This window comes from Bacteroides sp. AF29-11 (genome assembly GCF_003602895.1).
Taxonomy (GTDB): Bacteria; Bacteroidota; Bacteroidia; order Bacteroidales; family Bacteroidaceae; genus Bacteroides; species Bacteroides uniformis.
Window position 1 is genome coordinate 66,579 of sequence record NZ_QTLY01000007.1, and the last position, 17,719, is coordinate 84,297.

Annotated in this window: 19 protein-coding genes; all 19 read right to left on the reverse strand. The window is 37.3% G+C overall.

The features are described 5' to 3' along the window. Positions 1 to 5: 5 nt before the first annotated feature. Positions 6 to 716, reverse strand: coding sequence for a YjbH domain-containing protein (locus DWZ03_RS12725; RefSeq protein ID WP_117866179.1), 711 nt, complete (start codon positions 714 to 716; stop codon positions 6 to 8). Next, complete coding sequence (gmd, locus tag DWZ03_RS12730) at positions 710 to 1,816, reverse strand: GDP-mannose 4,6-dehydratase (RefSeq protein ID WP_120130226.1); 1,107 nt, start codon at positions 1,814 to 1,816, stop codon at positions 710 to 712. The genes DWZ03_RS12725 and gmd overlap by 7 nt, the downstream gene beginning before the upstream one ends. Positions 1,817 to 1,848: 32 nt before the next feature. After that, complete coding sequence (locus tag DWZ03_RS12735) at positions 1,849 to 2,568, reverse strand: WecB/TagA/CpsF family glycosyltransferase (RefSeq protein WP_044468735.1); 720 nt, start codon at positions 2,566 to 2,568, stop codon at positions 1,849 to 1,851. Between the two features lie 153 nt (positions 2,569 to 2,721). Further along, positions 2,722 to 3,822, reverse strand: coding sequence for a GDP-L-fucose synthase family protein (locus DWZ03_RS12740; protein WP_120130227.1), 1,101 nt, complete (start codon positions 3,820 to 3,822; stop codon positions 2,722 to 2,724). A 36-nt stretch (positions 3,823 to 3,858) separates the two neighbouring features. Further along, positions 3,859 to 4,977: a glycosyltransferase family 4 protein gene (locus tag DWZ03_RS12745; protein ID WP_005827975.1), complete on the reverse strand. Its 1,119-nt coding sequence runs from the start codon at positions 4,975 to 4,977 to the stop codon at positions 3,859 to 3,861. Continuing rightward, positions 4,955 to 6,025, reverse strand: a complete 1,071-nt coding sequence (locus DWZ03_RS12750; protein WP_005827977.1) for a glycosyltransferase family 4 protein — start codon at positions 6,023 to 6,025, stop codon at positions 4,955 to 4,957. Before DWZ03_RS12750 ends, DWZ03_RS12745 begins: the two co-directional genes overlap by 23 nt. A 12-nt stretch (positions 6,026 to 6,037) precedes the next feature. Continuing rightward, positions 6,038 to 7,132, reverse strand: coding sequence for a glycosyltransferase family 4 protein (locus DWZ03_RS12755; RefSeq protein ID WP_120130228.1), 1,095 nt, complete (start codon positions 7,130 to 7,132; stop codon positions 6,038 to 6,040). A gap of 5 nt (positions 7,133 to 7,137) precedes the next feature. Then, a complete protein-coding gene (locus tag DWZ03_RS12760) occupies positions 7,138 to 8,139 on the reverse strand; it encodes a glycosyltransferase family 2 protein (RefSeq protein ID WP_120130229.1) in 1,002 nt (333 codons plus the stop codon). 39 nt (positions 8,140 to 8,178) lie between these two features. After that, positions 8,179 to 8,940, reverse strand: a complete 762-nt coding sequence (locus DWZ03_RS12765) for a glycosyltransferase family 32 protein (RefSeq protein WP_120130230.1) — start codon at positions 8,938 to 8,940, stop codon at positions 8,179 to 8,181. 4 nt (positions 8,941 to 8,944) lie between these two features. Continuing rightward, the gene (locus DWZ03_RS12770) at positions 8,945 to 9,352 is read right to left on the reverse strand and encodes a serine O-acetyltransferase (RefSeq protein ID WP_050758074.1); all 408 of its coding nucleotides are present in this window, start codon (positions 9,350 to 9,352) and stop codon (positions 8,945 to 8,947) included. 178 nt (positions 9,353 to 9,530) lie between these two features. Further along, entirely contained in the window at positions 9,531 to 10,574 is a 1,044-nt protein-coding gene (locus DWZ03_RS20455) for an acyltransferase family protein (RefSeq protein ID WP_120130231.1), read from the reverse strand. A gap of 3 nt (positions 10,575 to 10,577) precedes the next feature. Then, entirely contained in the window at positions 10,578 to 11,477 is a 900-nt protein-coding gene (locus DWZ03_RS12780; RefSeq protein ID WP_005827989.1) for a glycosyltransferase family 2 protein, read from the reverse strand. A 25-nt stretch (positions 11,478 to 11,502) separates the two neighbouring features. Next, positions 11,503 to 12,306 (reverse strand): hypothetical protein, encoded by an 804-nt coding sequence (locus DWZ03_RS12785; protein ID WP_016273467.1) that lies wholly within the window; start codon positions 12,304 to 12,306, stop codon positions 11,503 to 11,505. Beyond that, positions 12,303 to 13,451, reverse strand: coding sequence for an NAD-dependent epimerase/dehydratase family protein (locus DWZ03_RS12790; protein WP_120130232.1), 1,149 nt, complete (start codon positions 13,449 to 13,451; stop codon positions 12,303 to 12,305). The genes DWZ03_RS12785 and DWZ03_RS12790 overlap by 4 nt, the downstream gene beginning before the upstream one ends. A 23-nt stretch (positions 13,452 to 13,474) precedes the next feature. Further along, entirely contained in the window at positions 13,475 to 14,434 is a 960-nt protein-coding gene (locus DWZ03_RS12795; protein ID WP_120130233.1) for an acyltransferase family protein, read from the reverse strand. Beyond that, positions 14,431 to 14,802 carry a serine acetyltransferase gene (locus DWZ03_RS20230; RefSeq protein WP_229122395.1) on the reverse strand — a complete coding sequence of 124 codons (372 nt, stop codon included), beginning with the start codon at positions 14,800 to 14,802 and terminating at the stop codon, positions 14,431 to 14,433. Before DWZ03_RS20230 ends, DWZ03_RS12795 begins: the two co-directional genes overlap by 4 nt. Before the next feature lie 242 nt (positions 14,803 to 15,044). Continuing rightward, positions 15,045 to 16,097: a glycosyltransferase gene (locus DWZ03_RS12805; protein WP_120130234.1), complete on the reverse strand. Its 1,053-nt coding sequence runs from the start codon at positions 16,095 to 16,097 to the stop codon at positions 15,045 to 15,047. 34 nt (positions 16,098 to 16,131) lie between these two features. Beyond that, positions 16,132 to 17,115: a hypothetical protein gene (locus DWZ03_RS12810; protein WP_120130235.1), complete on the reverse strand. Its 984-nt coding sequence runs from the start codon at positions 17,113 to 17,115 to the stop codon at positions 16,132 to 16,134. 4 nt (positions 17,116 to 17,119) lie between these two features. Then, positions 17,120 to 17,719, reverse strand: a complete 600-nt coding sequence (locus DWZ03_RS12815) for an acyltransferase (protein ID WP_120130236.1) — start codon at positions 17,717 to 17,719, stop codon at positions 17,120 to 17,122.

Consider the following 17,719-nt stretch of genomic DNA (forward strand, 5'->3'; position numbering starts at 1 on the left):
CTCTCTTAGTGCAACAACCTGCATTCATACCGTATTCCTCCCGATATGCTGTTGAATTCTCTGGTAAACACATGGATGGAGAGATGCCTCCATAATCTGGCGGCGGCTCCCACATTGAAACCTTCCGAATCATATTCGGCCATGACAGTCATTTCCCGGCAGAAAGCAGGGGAGTAGCTGATGCCTCCGAAAGGACCGTCTTGTATACTGTGTTTGTTCAGTGGCAGGTAATATCCGGCAGTCAGTGCTAGTCGGTCTCCTTTTGCGATGGAGAAGCCTTTGGTCAGTACGCCATATATGGTTGCAAAGTAGTTGGTTCCAGTGTCTTTGAAAGGGTCATTGGTACCTATGACTATTGCCGGATGATATTTTCCTTCCTTTATCGGACGTATACGTGCAGATAAAGAACGGTCTTGCTGGAAATATCCTTTCTTACCGTCATACCGGGTGGTTTTCAATAGCGTACACCGATAACTCAACTCCAGAAAAGATAAGAATGTGATGTTAACGAAATAATTTCCAGTGTTGAAGTTAAACGGTGTCATGCCGTTCGGAAGATAATTGCCGCCTCCCATAAAAGTACCGGCCTCCTGCATATCTGCTGTCGGGATGTTCAGCAGTCCGGTGTTGCCCATGGAATATTGGGCCTGTACTCCCATGCTGCAACCAAGCAGCAGTAGGAGCAGGCACCATTTTCTCATTTTCGTTTTCAGCATGTTGGGGAAGTGTTTTTACCATCCATTTGTGCCCTCATATAGAGCTTCTTCACAAATGCCATGTCATGTGTCACCATGATTTTCACCAGTTCTTCAAAAGAAGTCTTGCGTGGATTCCAACCCAGCAGTGTCTTGGCTTTGGTCGGGTCACCCAGCAGTTGTTCCACTTCGGCAGGACGGAAGTATTTGGGATCCACTTCCACCAGCACTTTACCGGTTTTGGTATCAATGCCCTTTTCATTCACGCCTTCTCCTTCCCAACGTAGTTCCACACCGGTTTCCTTGAAGGCAAGTGTAGTGAAATCACGTACGGTATGATATTCTCCGGTAGCTATGACAAAATCCTCCGGAGTGTCGTGCTGCAGAATCAGCCACATGCACTCCACGTAATCTTTGGCATATCCCCAGTCGCGCAGCGAATTCAAGTTACCCAGATATAACTTGTCCTGATATCCTTGGGCTATACGTGCTGCCGCCAGTGTAATTTTGCGTGTCACGAAGGTTTCTCCGCGCCGTTCGCTTTCGTGGTTGAAGAGAATGCCGTTTACAGCGAACATGCCGTAGCTTTCCCGGTAATTCTTCGTAATCCAGAAGCCGTATTGCTTGGCCACACCATATGGACTGCGTGGGTAGAACGGGGTTGTCTCCTTCTGTGGTACCTCCTGCACCAGACCGAACAGTTCGGAAGTCGAAGCCTGATAGATTTTCGTTTTTTTCTCCAGTCCCAGGATACGTACTGCTTCCAGCATACGCAGGGTGCCTACGGCATCTGCTTCCGCAGTATACTCCGGCACATCGAATGATACTTTCACATGGCTTTGTGCCGCCAGATTATAGATTTCGTCCGGCTGCACCTGCTGTATGATGCGGATAAGCGAGCTGCTGTCCGTCATGTCCCCGTAGTGGAGGTTTACGAGACGGTTCTTCTTCATGTCACGCACCCATTCATCCAGATAAAGATGCTCTATGCGTCCGGTGTTGAACGATGACGAACGGCGCAGAATGCCGTGTACTTCATATCCTTTTTCAATTAGGAACTCGGCCAGGAATGAACCGTCCTGACCGGTGATGCCTGAAATCAATGCAATTTTCTTATCCATGATTCGGGTTTTAAAATCAGTTTTTATTTATGTTATGATGTAAATTTCTCTTTTGTGATATTCCATAAGAATAAGCAGTTCCCGATGATATATCTTCTCCACATTCTTCTGGGTTCCTTTACCAGCCGGTACAGCCATTCCAACCCGTGTTCCTGCCACCATACGGGAGCACGTTGCACGTTTTCAGCAAAGAAGTCGAACACAGCGCCAATAGTACCGATGGGACCGTTTACCTCCAGTTCTTTCAGGTGTGCATAAGTCCATTTCTCTTGTTTGGGAGCGGTCATGCCCACCCAGAGCAAATCCGGCTGTGCCTGGTTTACGGCGGCTATCATGGCTTGATTGTCTTCTTGGGTGAATTCCGGCTTGTAGGGTGGGGAATAAGTCTCTATCCGGATATTGGGATATAACCGGACGGCTTTTACCTTTATTTTCCTCAGGGTGTCTTCGCTACTTCCCAGAAAGAAGCAGGTTCCTCCTTTCCGGTTCAGCTTATCCATTTCGTACAGAAACAAGTCCCATCCCGCTGTGCGCTCTATCTTCTCATGTCTTAGGAGTTTGAATGCCAGTACAATGCTTGCTCCGTCTGGAATCAATGCGTCTCCCCTCAGCAAAGCTTCTGCAAAGGCAGGATCTTTCAATGCTGTGTTATACGAGTGCGCATTGATGGTGTTAATCAGCAGTTTGCCTTCGGGCAATGCGTCAAGCTCACTTCTGTGTTCCAGAAGCGAAATCGTCTTTAACTTCAACATGTAAAAAGGAGTATAATTTTCCGCAGAGTACGCTACGCTGTCGCCCGTCACATGGAAAGGTATTTTTGAACGGAACGATGCAATATGTCCGAGAACTGCGGCAAATGTAAAGATTATGTGTGTAATATACAAGAGGAATGTGAAAAATGTAATTTAGTTGGTCTGATGATTGATGCAGATACCTTTCAGATACCATTCGTACAAACGGTGTATTCCTTCGTCTATTTCTATTTTATGATGCCATCCCAGGTTATGCAGTTTGGTCACATCCGTCAGTTTGCGCAGTGTGCCGTCCGGTTTCGAGGCATCCCATTGCAGCTCACCTTTGAATCCTATTTCGGCTATAATCTTTTCAGCCACTTCCTTTATGCTGAGTTCCTTTCCGGTGCCCACATTGATGTGGCAGTTGCGTATTTCTTTACTGTCCGGAGCATATGTGTCTTTAAAGTCCACATTCAGCAGTACATGTACACTGGCATCTGCCATTTCTTCGCTCCATAGGAATTCACGCAACGGTTTGCCGGTTCCCCACAAGGTGACCGCTTCCGGGGTTATTCCGAAGTTGGCAAGCTCTGCCAGAATCTCCTCGTTGCCATAGCTGCCGTTTACCCCTTTCACCGGACGCAGGTCGATATCTTTGCGTACAGCATCCCAATCCCCTTCGTTGAGGCATTTGGCAAGGTAGACTTTGCGAATCATGGCAGGCAGTACATGGCTGTTTTCCAGGTGGAAGTTGTCGTTCGGTCCATATAGGTTGGTAGGCATCACGGCTATGTAATTGGTTCCGTATTGCAGGTTGAAGCTTTCACACATCTTCAGCCCGGCTATTTTGGCTATGGCATACGGCTCGTTGGTGTATTCCAGCGGAGAGGTCAGCAGCACTTCTTCCTTCATGGGCTGCGGAGCTTCACGCGGGTAGATGCAGGTGCTTCCCAAGAAGAGCAGCTTCTTTACTCCGTGACGGAAACTCTCGCCGATTACGTTCTGCTGGATTTGCAGATTCTGATAGATAAAGTCCGCCCGGTATTGCAGGTTTGCCATGATGCCACCCACGTGGGCAGCAGCCAGTACCACCGCTTCCGGTCGTTCTTCATCGAAGAATTTCTTTACGGCGGTTCCGTCCAGCAAATCCAGTTCTTTGTGTGAGCGTCCTACTAAGTTTGTATAACCTCTTTGTTGCAGGTTGTTCCAGATGGCGGAACCTACTAAACCACGATGCCCCGTTACAAAAATCTTTGCATTTTTTTCTAACATGACTAATACCCTAGTTATAAAATTAATTTTTTCTATTTACTTCTTGTATGAAGCTATACATTCTTTTAAAATATCTTTCATCCGGTTTTCAAACTTTTCCAAAGTGAATTCCCTTTGAAATTTTTCTTTACCGGCTTTACCCATTTCAGCACATATCATGGGATGGTCTATTAAATATTCTATCTTTTCTGCCAGCTGTTGCGGACTATGTTTTTCCACGATAAATCCGGTTTTGCCTTCCTCTATGATACCAGGTATTCCTCCCTCGTTTGTGCTGATGCAGGGGAGGCTTTGTTCCATGGCTTCCAATAGCACCAATGGGAAACATTCATTATCGTAATAGGTAGGAAAAACAAATATATCGGCTTTTTGCAGAAATGCGTCTTTTTCATTATCATATTTTGCTCCATGGGCAAATACACATTCTTTAAGGTTCTGTTTGTTTATTACGTCTTTAAACCTATCTTCTGTAATATTACTCCATTTTCCTACAAAATGGCATTTTATAGGCTTTCCTTTTTTTTGTAATATCGCACACGCTTCTACTAAATCCCATACACCTTTTTCTTTTATCATATTTGACAAAAATAGAATGTTAAATTCTTTTTGAGGAGCTGTAGGTAGATTTTCATGGGTAGGTATTCCATTGGGGCAGATATAAACGTCTTTGTAATTTACGTATTTCTTTATGTCTTGATATAAATTTTCTATCAATAGAATAACTTTCAGATTTTTGAAAAAAGTGCTATATAATAGATTATCAAAATATCTATTTTGTCTGGTAGCTATGCCTTTGTTGTGATAATGTACAACGATGTTTTGTCTCATCATTTTTAAAAGCATAACTACAAAAAAATCTTTGTAGAAAGCACCACCTTTTGCGTTAGGAGTTACATAACAAAGTTGTGGCACTATTAATTTTGTTTGTTTCCTAATTTGTTTTAGTTGCTTATAGAACTCTTTCAGTTTTCTTATTCCTCCTTTACCAATATCATCCAGATCTTTTGCTAATGCAAGATTTAGATAATGACATTCAAAGGCATTATTTATAATTTTACTGTCATGTATGTATTTTCCTACCATGGATGCACCATGTACTGGTGGGGGCATGTGGAGGATAAATAGGACTTTGCTATATTTTGTAGATTTGTTCATATTCAAATTGCATTTTTTCTATAGAAAAATTTGTTTTCGCATACCCGTATGCTATGCTTGCGTATTCCTCATAATACGTTGTGTCTTCTAAGGATAAAATTAGTCTGATAAAATCATCCACTTTGTTGTCATTTACTTTTAAAGGCCATGTTTCAGGCAATGTGTCTTTTAAACCGGGGCAGCTATTGATAATGGTCGGCGTGTGTGCCAAACTTGCCTCGATAGGCATTAAGGCAAGGCCTTCGTGATTTGAGGGCATAAATAAATAATCAAAATCTCCTATGTATTGGTTCAGTCCGAAAATCTTGTCATAAAGAGATGCATTAGATAGTGGCTCTAAAGCCTTGTGTACTTTCTCTTTCATTGAGCCATTTCCCACAACGTGAAAGTAAAACTTAGGATTGTCTTTTAATGCTTTTACGACTTCTATCAGCTGATCTACTCCTTTTTGATATTCCAATCTGCCGGCAAATAAGATATTTATTTTGTCCGCTATGATGTGGTTGAATTTTTTCTGTTCTACAGATTGCAATCCATTGAATATGATTTGTGGTGTCTCTCCATAAATATGCTGATAACATTGTTGTGTTGACTCGCTGATGGCTATATTGGCATGCTTTTTAGAATAAAAATATTCAACTTTTTTGCCTATTTGGGCCCATTGATTCCATAGCTCTGTGTTGTGGATTGTTCGTACATATTTTATGGATGGAAACATCCAACCGAATATTTTGTTCCATAAGTATATGCTGAGGTCTGGAATTTCTGTATGTGTATGGATTACTTGTGGTTTCCATTTTAGTGACAGATATACAAACCATAGAGGAAACAATAAAATAGCGATTTTATTGTTTGTAATATGCGAACGGTGGAAACAAATACCGCAATCATGCAGTTCTTTAATGAAAGCCTGGCTGAATTCTCCGTTTCCACGTACTACTTCCACAAGATGATATTCCATCCCTGTAGTTTGTGACTTGGCAATGTTGACAGCTACTCTTTCTGCCCCTCCTATATCAAAATGAGTGATAATGTGGAATATACGCATATATTAGTAGTTTTAGTGTTGTATATAATCCAAAAACTTTTTAGCGGTTGATTCCCATGTAAAATATTCTATGATTCGTTTTCGTGCATTTTGAACTTTTTTACCGGAGAGTATTGTTTGGGCTATTTCTTCCACTGAGTTGCATAGGAACCCACTTCTCCCGTTTTCTATGATACAGTCTGGGCCGGGTGCATGTCGCGCTACTATTGTTACATTATGGTACATTGCTTCAAGAATTGCCATTCCGAAAATTTCATTGGGGTTGAAGTTTATCACATAATCAGCAACTTCATAATATGCATGGATTTTTTCATTTGGAAGTTTCCCTATGAATAATATATTGCTATATTTCTCACTTGACTTTAATTTGGCCATATATTCCTCTGTTTGCATCCAAAGAGCTCCTGCATGCACTAATAAGTATTTGTCTCCTAATCTTTCTGCTAAGGGAAAAATATCCATCGGATGCTTGTCCGGTCTTAATGCACACACCAAGAATACGATACTTTTATCTTTAGGTAATTTCAGTTCTGCCCTTTGTCGCTCTTTAGAGCTTGTCGCCAATGGAATAATGTCTGTGTCTAAGCCTACAGGAGCCCATTCTGCACTTGTCACCCCTTTTTGTTTTAATTCATTTACTACAGTTGGAGTTTTACAAAAGACTTTTGTCTTTTTGAATGCGGAAAAATTTCTGCTGCTTAACTTGTCCATTATCCAGCGTGAAATAGCTTTAGGCGAAGAGCTATGCACTGTACCTACGTAGCAATAATATTTCAGATTATGTTTCAGGCAGAAACTCACGGCTTCCGGTACACAAAGCAAGTTGTCGCTTTGCAAGTGATACACATCGATGCCAAGTGTTAGTAGTAATGAAAAATCAGGCCATACGTGATGTACAAACTTTCTTTTATAGGGCAAATACACTTTCTTAATATTGGAGGTCGTGTTTACTTCCGTTCCGCAGCGCCTGTCTTTGGGAGACATCCAGTACACAATCGTTGTTTGGTGTCCCATTTGTTCCAAGGCTTTTGCCAATCCGATTTCTTGGATGTTATAACTTCCGGTAGTCCATTCCCCATAGTCTAAATGAATATATCCAATGTTCATTTGTTTCAAAGTTTATAACGCTTTAGTAGATGTTTAAAATGCATCATAATGTTGCAATACAGAACTATGCCTCTTGAGTATTTCTTTTTAAGAAGCCACAATTCTATTCTGTGCAGTATGCCTTGAGGAATAAAATGCATCATAGCTGTATAGTAAGGTTGGGAATAGACAGCAGCTTCAATGTCTTTACTTTTTAAGTTTTGGCTTTTATAATTAGAAATTAAATCAATAATCCAGCGTGTCCATCTGCGTTGAAAAATATTCGTTGTTTCTTTGGGAAAGTTTTGTAAATTAAAAACATTACTTATATTCGTAAATACTATTTGGTAGTCCAATCCATGCTGTAGAGCCCGTTTTCCTGTAGCGCTGTTTAAGTTTTGTCTATAATAATATACAGGTGTATTTATAGCCATAAAATTGTGTATGTATTGATAATAAGCAAGCGAAAACATAAAATCCTCACACGTTTTCATGCTTTCATTAAAACGGATGTGATGTGTTTCTATAATATTTCTATTAAAAACTGCACAGCATACTGATAATGATACTATTTCTAAATTTACAGCCTCTTGATATAAGCTATGGATGCTATGGTACATTCTGTTTGACAATCTAAATCTGCCTTTTTCTTGTTTGGCATTATTTATCCAACGAATATAATTATATATAGCGAAATCCGGATGGCTATCTATTATGTCTTTGATGATTTTTAAATAGTTGCTGGCTACAAAATCATCGCTATCGATAAATGAGACATATTGTCCTTTAGCTTTGCTAAGTCCGTAGTTTCTAGCCTTGCTTACACCTCCGTTTAGAATATGAAAGCATTTTACTCTTGTGTCTTTTTGTGAATATTCATTGCAAATTTTTCCAGAATCATCCGTTGAGCCGTCGTCTATTAGCAGTAATTCAAAAAGAATATCATTTTGGCATAAGATGCTCTCAATACATTCTTTTAAATATTGAGAGGTATTATATACGGGAATGATGATGCTATGGAGTAACATGGCCTTTATAATATATGTTGGTAGAACGTAGAATAAATGTCAATAGTTGTGTAAGGCTTTTCTATTTAGATTCGTTGTGATGCACTTTTTTAGTTTTTGCAATCCTATATGTACCCATATCCATTTACTTAATTTCCAATACCATTTTTTTCGGTGGTCAAGCTTTTGTTTGGCTTCATCAGGAAGCCACGATCCCATATATAAATGTACAGTAGTGGTATTGGAAGTTTTATCCCAGTTTCCAAAAAAGTCCATTGCATTAAAGTATGTACGTGGATATATATGTACATCTCCTATCAATTGTTCGCTATTATCTGTTTTTAATCTATATTTCTCTGCTAAATAATTGGTGACTATTACTACATTGGAGGTGTTTTGTGTGATAATATCCATAGAAAATGGTTGGTTATAGTACTCTAAAAGTTCAGCTATTATGTGATGCTTAGGAGGAAATCCCATTACCCCCATTGATAGAACTTTTCCGTCTTCAAATCCCATGAAGGCTGCATCTTTTTCTACGAATGGGTTTAGGCTTTTTTCCATTTTTTCATCTGTATCCAAGTAAATTCCACCATTTTTATAAAGTGCTATTAGGCGTACATAGTCTGCAACAAAAGCATATTTCTTGTTTTCATAAGCTCCTTTGCACCATTCGCTACTATTTATGTCAAAAGTTTCTTCATTCCAAAGTTTAAACTCATAATCGGGAAGATGCTCTTTCCATGATTTAATACATTTTTGTACCAATGGAGGCATCTCCTTTCCTCCAAACCAACAGTAGTGGATTATTTTAGGAATCATAATTTTAACTATAATATTTTGTGTGTTCTAATCCTCTCTTTGAAATCACTTTTCCCGGATTGCCTACTACTACCGAGTTATCAGGAATATCTGTTACCACAATAGCTCCGCTACCAATCATCACATTATTCCCAATAGTAATATTCCCAATTACTTTAGCTCCAGAGGCTATCACGACATTATTTCCAATATGAGGTGCACCACCTTTAGGACCGCGTACACTACCTACTGTTACACCATGGTAGATGGTACAGTTGTCCCCAATTATAGCTGAACCGTTGATGACAATGCATGAATAATGTGGAAACATTAGTGCTTTACCTATTTTTGTACCAAATCCAATTTGAATACCTGTGAGATATTGATTGTGCTTATGAATAAGCTGGACGCACCTTAAACAGAATTTAGCCATAAAGTGGTGTTTAGTTATTAGATAGGAACCAATTCTAAACCAAAAGGTGATTCGAAATGACGCATTAAATAGAAGCGATTTTACCCCCCCCATTTATTAATTTTTGTTAACCTTTCCAAGTCGGATACAATAAGACTTTTGCATTCTTTCCAGATCATAATTTGTAATAGTTTTTGTTTTATACTTTGAATAAATCCTTTTGTGCAGTTACAAAAGGCAGAAATCTTTTCATTAGAGGTATAATGATTGAATATGAAGCTAAAGTAATGCATACTGTACACCAATAAGCTCTGTCGTGGTTACTGATAATCTTGTTGATAATAAGCGATACAACGGCTAATAGCAGAAGATGGGTAACCAATAACATAATTGAATATCTTCCTATATAGCTTATAAATGGTATTTTTACTATAGCTTTTGATATAAACAGTACACACAAAGTTCCTGTTATTCCGGAAACATAAAAAGCTATAGGATGTACATCGAACTTATTTTCTATATACATAAGGTTTCCTCCGGAAAGTAGGTAAGTAATACCACCAGACATAAGTACAAATAATATCCAATACTTATCCCATTTATTAGGTTCGAGTATGTGGGTATATTTCCTGAAAATGTACCCAATGGCAAAGAACGGGAGCACTGTCATACTAGTGTCAATAAATATCTGGATATTGACATTATTCCTTCCCATAAAGAATCCTATTATACCAATTATAAATAAGATACATATAAGTGTGGCTATTTTGAAGCACTTTGTATATTTTTTTATAAAAATCAAACAAAAATAAAAAATGATATTGGTTTCAAACAAACTTAACAAGAACCATAAAGGGATATTTGTGAATTTCTCATTATAAAAATCAATGAAACTATGCCATCCTATGACAGACTTGATTCCCATATCTACATTTAATTCTTGTAGAATGAATGGTACAATCACTCCTGTACAAAAATAGAAAAAGAAAAAGGGTATCAATAATTTGTTCGCTTTTCTGATAGCAAAATTAAAAAATCCATTATATGGTTTGAAGAATAGTCCTGATAAGAAGTAGTATAATGGCATGCGGAAAGTGTTACCAACCATTGTGTTGAATTCATATCCAATGTGATAGAAATATATGTCACAGTGGAACAATACAACAAGGATAATACAAAAACCTTTAGCTAAATCAATATATTCTATTCTCCCCCCCCCCCTGGTGTATCTTATTTTTACTATTTATCATAATCTTTGTCTGTTTATTACATTAAAGTGTAGCTTATTTATGTTTGCTTTACCTGCTTTTATCCAAAGATTTGGCCAAATACAACGGAGATGAATTGTGAAATAATGCTTCAGTGCAATACAGAATCCATAATGTCTGTTCTCTAAATGAAATATTTCCATTGGAGGCATTCCATTGGGGCGGTACATAAGTTTCCAACGCTTCTTTAGCGGTATTTCTGGGTCGCACCAGGCATCAATGTGTTCATGCGCATCACATTCGCCAAGTGGATGTCCTACCTGCCATAATTCTATTCCAGCTTTACGGGCGCGCAGCCCGTAATCAAAATCACCGCGCGCATGTGTATAGTAGGGGTCAAGTGTCCCCAATTTCTTGTACACGCTGTGAGGAACCAATACTATATTTCCATTCATCATAATTACTGGCACAGGGCTGTCATCAGAAGATGGGCGTGCCACTTTTCCAGTTTTATCTCTGCCTCCATACGTTAGTTTGCTACGTGTCTGAGTATCCACTGTAGACCCAAGTACGATGGTTCTGTTTTTTTTCAATAGGCTTACACGGAGCAAAGATGCGATACAGTCTTTGTATATGAAGGTGTCATCGTTTAGCCAAAGGTAATAATCATAGTTACATCCATTTCGTTTTTTTTCCTCGGCCATTTTCCATGCTTCTATCATACCGCGATTCCAGAATACTCCATCTACGGTTTTGATGTTAACATGGGGAAACTGTGTTTTTACGCTTTCTACAGTTCCGTCAGTAGAACCTCCGTCCACTATATAAATGTCAAACTTAGTGTCAGCTGGAAGTGATTGTGCTGTTATGTTGCGCAGGCACTTTATGGTTTTCTCCTTACGGTTAAATACAGTCAAAAGTATGGCTATATGGTTCATATTGCAATTGATAAAGGGGAATATATTATGGCTTAATTTTATGATAAATATATCGTATAAACCATTGTAAGTTCAATCGAGGTGATTTGTGTAGGAAAATTATAGGTTTATACTTATCATTTGGGTGTATTGGAATTTTATAGGCATAGAATGGTGATTTATAGGTTTCGGGGTGCTTTCCACGTTGGCTGATGTCTCGATGGGGGGATATTCCATGTTTTTTGCATAGTAATGAAAAAATGCTTTGATCTTCACGATGGGCAACGAATGCTTCTCCAAAATCGGTTGTAGGAACATCGAATTTTCCTAATCCTGCTGGTGATAATAGTTCAAAATCACAACATAGTGACAGCCATTCTTTCATAAATTTACGTGTGGCAGGAGTTACAAGAAAGCAGAAATAAGTTGCGATGATTTGATTACTTGTTTTATACTTTTCTTCCGTAAGCCCCATCTTTTCAAAGCATACTGGTTTCGTAAAACAAGATTCGAGTAATGGTATATCGCAAACGAATAGAGGCTGTTTTTCTGAAAGATTTGCGATTATCCCCCTCCCTATAAAGAAAGATCCTGAATCACAGTAGAATATGATGTCTCCATCAGAACAATCAGACAGAGCCTTATTTACAAAATAAGGTTTCCAAAGCCACAAGCCGTTTCCTCTTTTTTGTGATAGGATGTCGTGATGTAGTTTGGCAAATGATTGATCTATGTCATTAGGAGTATATTCATATACTTTATCAAATCTAGCAATATACCTACCAGTTAATGTATTCCATTTACGGGCAGGCTCATATTGCTTGTCTGCGTAGTTTATAAGAATTTTCATTTATATAGTCCTTTTTCTTTCATTTCTAGGATAGAGGCATCATACATATCGGCTTGTATCTCCTGTGTATTTACCCATTTACAGAATTCGCCTATACCATCGGAAAAGCTCCATTTGGGTTCATAGCCTAATATAGTACGTGCTAATGTTATATCGGCATAATTATGTCTGATATCTCCTAAACGATAATTTCCTGATATTGAGATGGGAACCTTAATATTATATTTTTCACACAATGTATTTGCTACTGTAAGAACATCAGTGCTAACTCCTGTGCCGATATTGAAAGCGTGACCGGCAGCCTCTTTGGTTTCAAGGCCTAAAATAGTTGCATCTACTACATCTTCGATGAATACAAAATCTCTTGTCTCTTTTCCGTCTTCAAAAATATTGATTTCATTGCCATTTTTTATTCTGGTTGAGAATATGGAAAGAATTCCTGTATATGGATTGGAGAGTGATTGACCTGGACCGTATACATTTTGGTACCTGTATGAAACAGCATCAATGCCGATGGAAGGGCATACCAAATGTGCCAATTGGCCTTGTACTTGTTTGGTTATGCCGTATACAGAAGAGGGATGTATCTTCGAGTCTTCAGTGGTAGCCACTAATTGCAGCTTTCCAGCATTAGGATAAGTACATTCAAATTCTCCTTTGCACATATTCTCGTCTAAACGTTCTTTCGGATAAACATCTTTTTCCAATAGTGGGCTATAGTATTTGCCTTCTCCATAGATGGCACGGCTTTCAGCTACAATAACGCGCTTTACGTTGTGCTTGGCATTGGTCAAAATATCAAGCATTAACGCTGTTCCACCGATATTAGTATTTACATATTTTTCTATTTCATACATAGACTGCCCTGTACCGGTCTCTGCTGCCAAGTGAATAATGGCTTCTTGACCATCAATGGCTTTTAGCCAATCTTCCCGTGATGTGACACTTCCTTTGATGAACTTGACTTTATCTTTTATAGATAGATAAAGAGGGGATGTCTCTTCCGGTTTTTGTCCGTGTATTTGCTCAGACAAAGAGTCTAATACAGTCACGTTAACTCCTTTGTCAACTAACTTTGATGCAATGTTAGAGCCGATGAAACCAGCTCCGCCTGTAATCAAGACATTCTTAAATGTAAGTTTCATATTTGTTGTATTTTAAAAGTCTCCTAGTAGAATTTTTTAGTATAATGGTTATACCTAAGTAAGGATGCAATTGATAGAGATAGTATAACTATTAGTGTTGATATTAATATTGAAAATAATATAAGAGGATAGTCATTGTTCCACAAATGTTTATTGAAAAAATCTTTTATGAGTTTTATAAAAATGAAATGTATGGTATATATGCAAAGTGTATATTTCCCATAATGAATAAGTTTTTTTATAAGGATGTTGTTTTTAAAATACTTTGTGATTAATATGCAACCATATATTATTGATAAACTTCCAGTTACAGCAATTGCAAATCGAAATATGGCTATGTGTGATATCGGTATTATAGAACTGAATTTGTGAAAGCGAATAGGAGTAATATAAACAGAATCCTCAAAAGTCCAATGTTGATATAGGATTATGTAAATCATTAATATAGGTAATACTAATTGCCAAGTTAGATATTTATTATGTTTATTCAACCAATATCCTATAGCTAAGAAAGGCATTAAAAAATTAATCTTTACAAAGTAACAGTATGGTGTGAAATAGGTTATTATACATGCCACCGTAAATACAATAAGGTTATTGGTAGTGATTTTTGTAATAATGGCTAATATGCAGAAGCAGAAAAATAGGCAGCTTAAAAACCAATATGATTCTAATGATGCTTTTACTTCAGGTATTTCTCTAAATAGGCAACATTGGATTATATACCAAGAAAAAGCGGGTATCATTAGATGTTTAAATTTCGAAAAACAAGATATTGTAATTTTATCAGTTCTCATTCTTTCAGGGTTGATAAAATAGCCGCTTAATATCATAAATAGGGGCATATGAAAAGATATAGAGCCTATGAAGAAACCGTTTTTCAAGGCTTCATCGGGAGCAATGCTTTGAATTGTATGATCATAGCATACAATTATCATTGTAATGATTTTGCATAAATCAATCCATTCTATTCTTTTTTTCATTTATGCTGTCTTACTAATTCTGTACTTTGCTGTCCATTCATACTAATCACCTTTGCAGGGATTCCAGCTACTATACTGTTTGATGGCATATCATGAGTAACTACAGCATTGGCTCCCACAAAAACATTATCTCCAAGAGTTACAGAACCTAAAATTTTACTTCCTGGTCCCAACACACAATTATTTCCAATAGAGGGTACGCCAGCATTGCTTCCTCCCATTTTTAGAGCTGTTGTTACGCCATGAAATATGGTACAATTATGTCCTATTTGGGTTGCTCCATTAATAATGATACATGAAAAATGATTAAAGCTTAATCCTCCTTTTACGGGGGTACCTAATGGCATCTGAATTCCAAATTTAAACATATAATGCCGATGCATCATCCATGAAAGGATATAATGAAAGGATATAGATAGGTAGTACTTTTTTCTTTCCTTTTGACCAACTGCCCAATCTGAACCAAAAACAAAATTTGAATGAGTTATTGGAAATTAAATATCTTAGGATATATAAGTATTCAGATATTTTTCTATGTGGCTGTTGTGTCAGTACCTTACGAAAATCTTCGTGTATTAATTGGCGGCATATTTTGAAGTTCATACTTACATTATTGGATGATTCGGATAAAGTCATTTATTATATAGGAAGCAGTGGTTTGTGCATTATATTCTCCTTCTGTCAACTTTTTAGCATGTTTACTCATTGTTTCTATGACTTCAGGATGTTGCTTTAGGTAAATGATTTTTTCTTTCCATGTTTCGACATCGTAAGGTTCTATTAAATAGCCGATGTTTTCTTTTTCTAAATCTATGTGTATATCGGGGTTATGTGTCATTAGGATTGGAATGTAGTAAGGCAATGCTTCTACTATATTGGTGTAACCTACTCCATATTCTCTTCTCTCACAAGGAATAGCCAATATAGATGCTTGGCCTTGTTGTTGCATAATGTACTCATATTCATTGTTTATATGTAGGTCTTCCATAAATGTGAATTTTATGTATTGACTGTTTTTGAACTTTTCCGCTACTTTTATATTGCTTTCGTGGCGGCGAGTAATGATATGGCAATTTGTCTGAGTTTGTTCGCAGGCTTCACAGAGCGTTTGGTAATCTCTGCTATCCTTTCCTGTTGCCATTACCAGAAAATTGTCTTTTTGGGGAATAAGATATTTTTGATACCATTCGGCTTCTGTTCCTCTGCTCAGTGTTGTTATTTGGCAATCTTTCACAATGTTATGGACTATTGCATGATGTGTGTGGTTGTCAAACATCATATAGATTCGGTCTATTCCTGTCCAATAAAAAAACTTGGTAAGCCAATTTTTAATAGGGTTAGAGTATTCTTTGCAGTAAGTGTATTTCCACGCAACTATTTTACACTTTAAAATTCCGACTCGTTTTAGAGTTATCAGTTCGTTGAGTCCTTGCAGATTATCTAAATATAGAATGTCAGGGCTAACTTCTTTAATAGCTTTCACTAGGCTAATAAAAGATAGAATGCTATTTGCTTTTTTAAAAGATAATGGATTTAACAGATGCACATCAATAAAGTTTGTATTCATCATGCTTTTAATGTAATAAGCAAAATTATCAGGTCTCTTTAAAATTTCTTTTTGGTTATATTTTGTGATATATATTACCTTAATGTTTGATGTCATTTTATAAAATAGAGTATACTGTAACTAGATAAATTTACCAATAACAACCACCTTCTACGTTATTAGCATTAAATGGCTTTTCTGTCTCTAATGGAGAAACCCAAAAATCGTTCATTAGATTTTTATAGTAATTTTCCCTTATAAAAGGGAGTGATTTTATACCGTAGGTAGGATTACTCCAACGTTTTCCTTTGATGCCGAACAACAGTTGTAAGGCTCCTCCTAGGTGAATAGCTTTCTTTCCGCTTCGCTTGATATGAGCTGCTAGAGGAAATCCATATGCTCCACATCCAATTAATGCGATATCATAATCCCGTTTATCAATTTCGTTTTTCATGTATTGTAATGCATCAAACCATGTGTAAAAAGAACTTTGGCCACCGATACTTTGAACTGCCTTAAGTGTTTCTAATTGGAACTCTGGTAAAACTTCTGGATTTTTGAATAATAGTGTTCTCTTGTTTGCATATTGTTGTTGTATTGTTTCAGCGAAAGGATGTATGACAAGTACTTTTTTCCCTTTAAGAATTCTTGACCAAGGGTGTATTGCATGGTATGGTTCTAATAGTAGAAGTTGCACAGCTTTCACATTTTCTATATCAATGAGTCTACGTTCCTCTAAGCGCCATGACCCTAATATATCCACTAACTTCGAGTCTTCAATCATTAGTTCTGCAAATCGTTCTAAATTTTGTTCTGTAAGTGGAAAAAAACCTGCATTGTTTTGCATGCTCTGTATCCCAGTCTTATTCCACCAAAATTGAGGGGATTTATCTGTAATATAATTCCAGATATTGTGTTTGAACTTATTTATTCCTAGGTAGTTGTTGATGCATAAAATTTCTACACTGCCATAGCGAGCAATCATACACGGAATATCTGATTTTAATTGTTGATATATAATGTTGGATGCTTCATTTGGATCTGTTATTCGATCAAGAGGTTTTAGGTATGAACCATAATGGTTAACATAGAGTCGATGTGTTCCGCGTAGAATCTTGTCAGTTAAATAGTTCATTGTTTTATAATGTTTTGCCTATATATGTTTCTTGCTGTTTCTTTATAGTGTCTAGTGATAAGCGTTCTGTTTCTGGATAAAGTCCAAACTCATGTTCCAATATTTCTTTGGGTGTAAATATAAACTTAATGACCTTTGCAGGATTTCCAATAACGATAGAGTATGGTGGTGTACTTTTTCGTACAACTGTTCCTGCTCCTATGATACACCCTCTACCTATTGTGACTCCACTTAATAATGTGACATTGGCACATATTAATGCATCTTCTTCTACAATAATGTCTTTTTCTATATCTGAAAGTCTGTTTCTTATGGAATCATTCAATAAATGTCCTTTGACGTAATGATGGTTGCCAGTAACAACTGTTAGCCCTTGTGCTGCAGTTGAATTCTTTTTCATTATAAATTTTCCGGTTGTATTCAATACTGTAGTAAAGGCTTTAATAGATGTATTATCCTCAAGAAATATATTAGAGGGATTGTGAAACACAAGAGGATACTCTATATAAACATTCTTTCCATATTTTCCTAATTTTTGCGGACGACTATCATAAAAAAGTCGCTTTATAGTTCCTAATGTTGTTCTCAATTGTTTAATATTCAT

Coding starts and splice junctions, on each gene's coding strand:
- DWZ03_RS12760 (WP_120130229.1), bottom strand. CDS start 8,139: ATGTTACTCCATAGCATCATCATTCCCGTATATAATACCTCTCAATAT.
- DWZ03_RS12805 (WP_120130234.1), bottom strand. CDS start 16,097: ATGACATCAAACATTAAGGTAATATATATCACAAAATATAACCAAAAA.
- DWZ03_RS12785 (WP_016273467.1), bottom strand. CDS start 12,306: ATGAAAATTCTTATAAACTACGCAGACAAGCAATATGAGCCTGCCCGT.
- gmd (WP_120130226.1), bottom strand. CDS start 1,816: ATGGATAAGAAAATTGCATTGATTTCAGGCATCACCGGTCAGGACGGT.
- DWZ03_RS12795 (WP_120130233.1), bottom strand. CDS start 14,434: ATGAAAAAAAGAATAGAATGGATTGATTTATGCAAAATCATTACAATG.
- DWZ03_RS20230 (WP_229122395.1), bottom strand. CDS start 14,802: ATGTTTAAATTTGGAATTCAGATGCCATTAGGTACCCCCGTAAAAGGA.
- DWZ03_RS12770 (WP_050758074.1), bottom strand. CDS start 9,352: ATGGCTAAATTCTGTTTAAGGTGCGTCCAGCTTATTCATAAGCACAAT.
- DWZ03_RS12740 (WP_120130227.1), bottom strand. CDS start 3,822: ATGTTAGAAAAAAATGCAAAGATTTTTGTAACGGGGCATCGTGGTTTA.
- DWZ03_RS12750 (WP_005827977.1), bottom strand. CDS start 6,025: ATGCGTATATTCCACATTATCACTCATTTTGATATAGGAGGGGCAGAA.
- DWZ03_RS12765 (WP_120130230.1), bottom strand. CDS start 8,940: ATGATTCCTAAAATAATCCACTACTGTTGGTTTGGAGGAAAGGAGATG.
- DWZ03_RS12745 (WP_005827975.1), bottom strand. CDS start 4,977: ATGAACAAATCTACAAAATATAGCAAAGTCCTATTTATCCTCCACATG.
- DWZ03_RS12790 (WP_120130232.1), bottom strand. CDS start 13,451: ATGAAACTTACATTTAAGAATGTCTTGATTACAGGCGGAGCTGGTTTC.
- DWZ03_RS12755 (WP_120130228.1), bottom strand. CDS start 7,132: ATGAACATTGGATATATTCATTTAGACTATGGGGAATGGACTACCGGA.
- DWZ03_RS12810 (WP_120130235.1), bottom strand. CDS start 17,115: ATGAACTATTTAACTGACAAGATTCTACGCGGAACACATCGACTCTAT.
- DWZ03_RS12780 (WP_005827989.1), bottom strand. CDS start 11,477: ATGAACCATATAGCCATACTTTTGACTGTATTTAACCGTAAGGAGAAA.
- DWZ03_RS12815 (WP_120130236.1), bottom strand. CDS start 17,719: ATGAATATTAAACAATTGAGAACAACATTAGGAACTATAAAGCGACTT.
- DWZ03_RS12725 (WP_117866179.1), bottom strand. CDS start 716: ATGCTGAAAACGAAAATGAGAAAATGGTGCCTGCTCCTACTGCTGCTT.
- DWZ03_RS12735 (WP_044468735.1), bottom strand. CDS start 2,568: ATGTTGAAGTTAAAGACGATTTCGCTTCTGGAACACAGAAGTGAGCTT.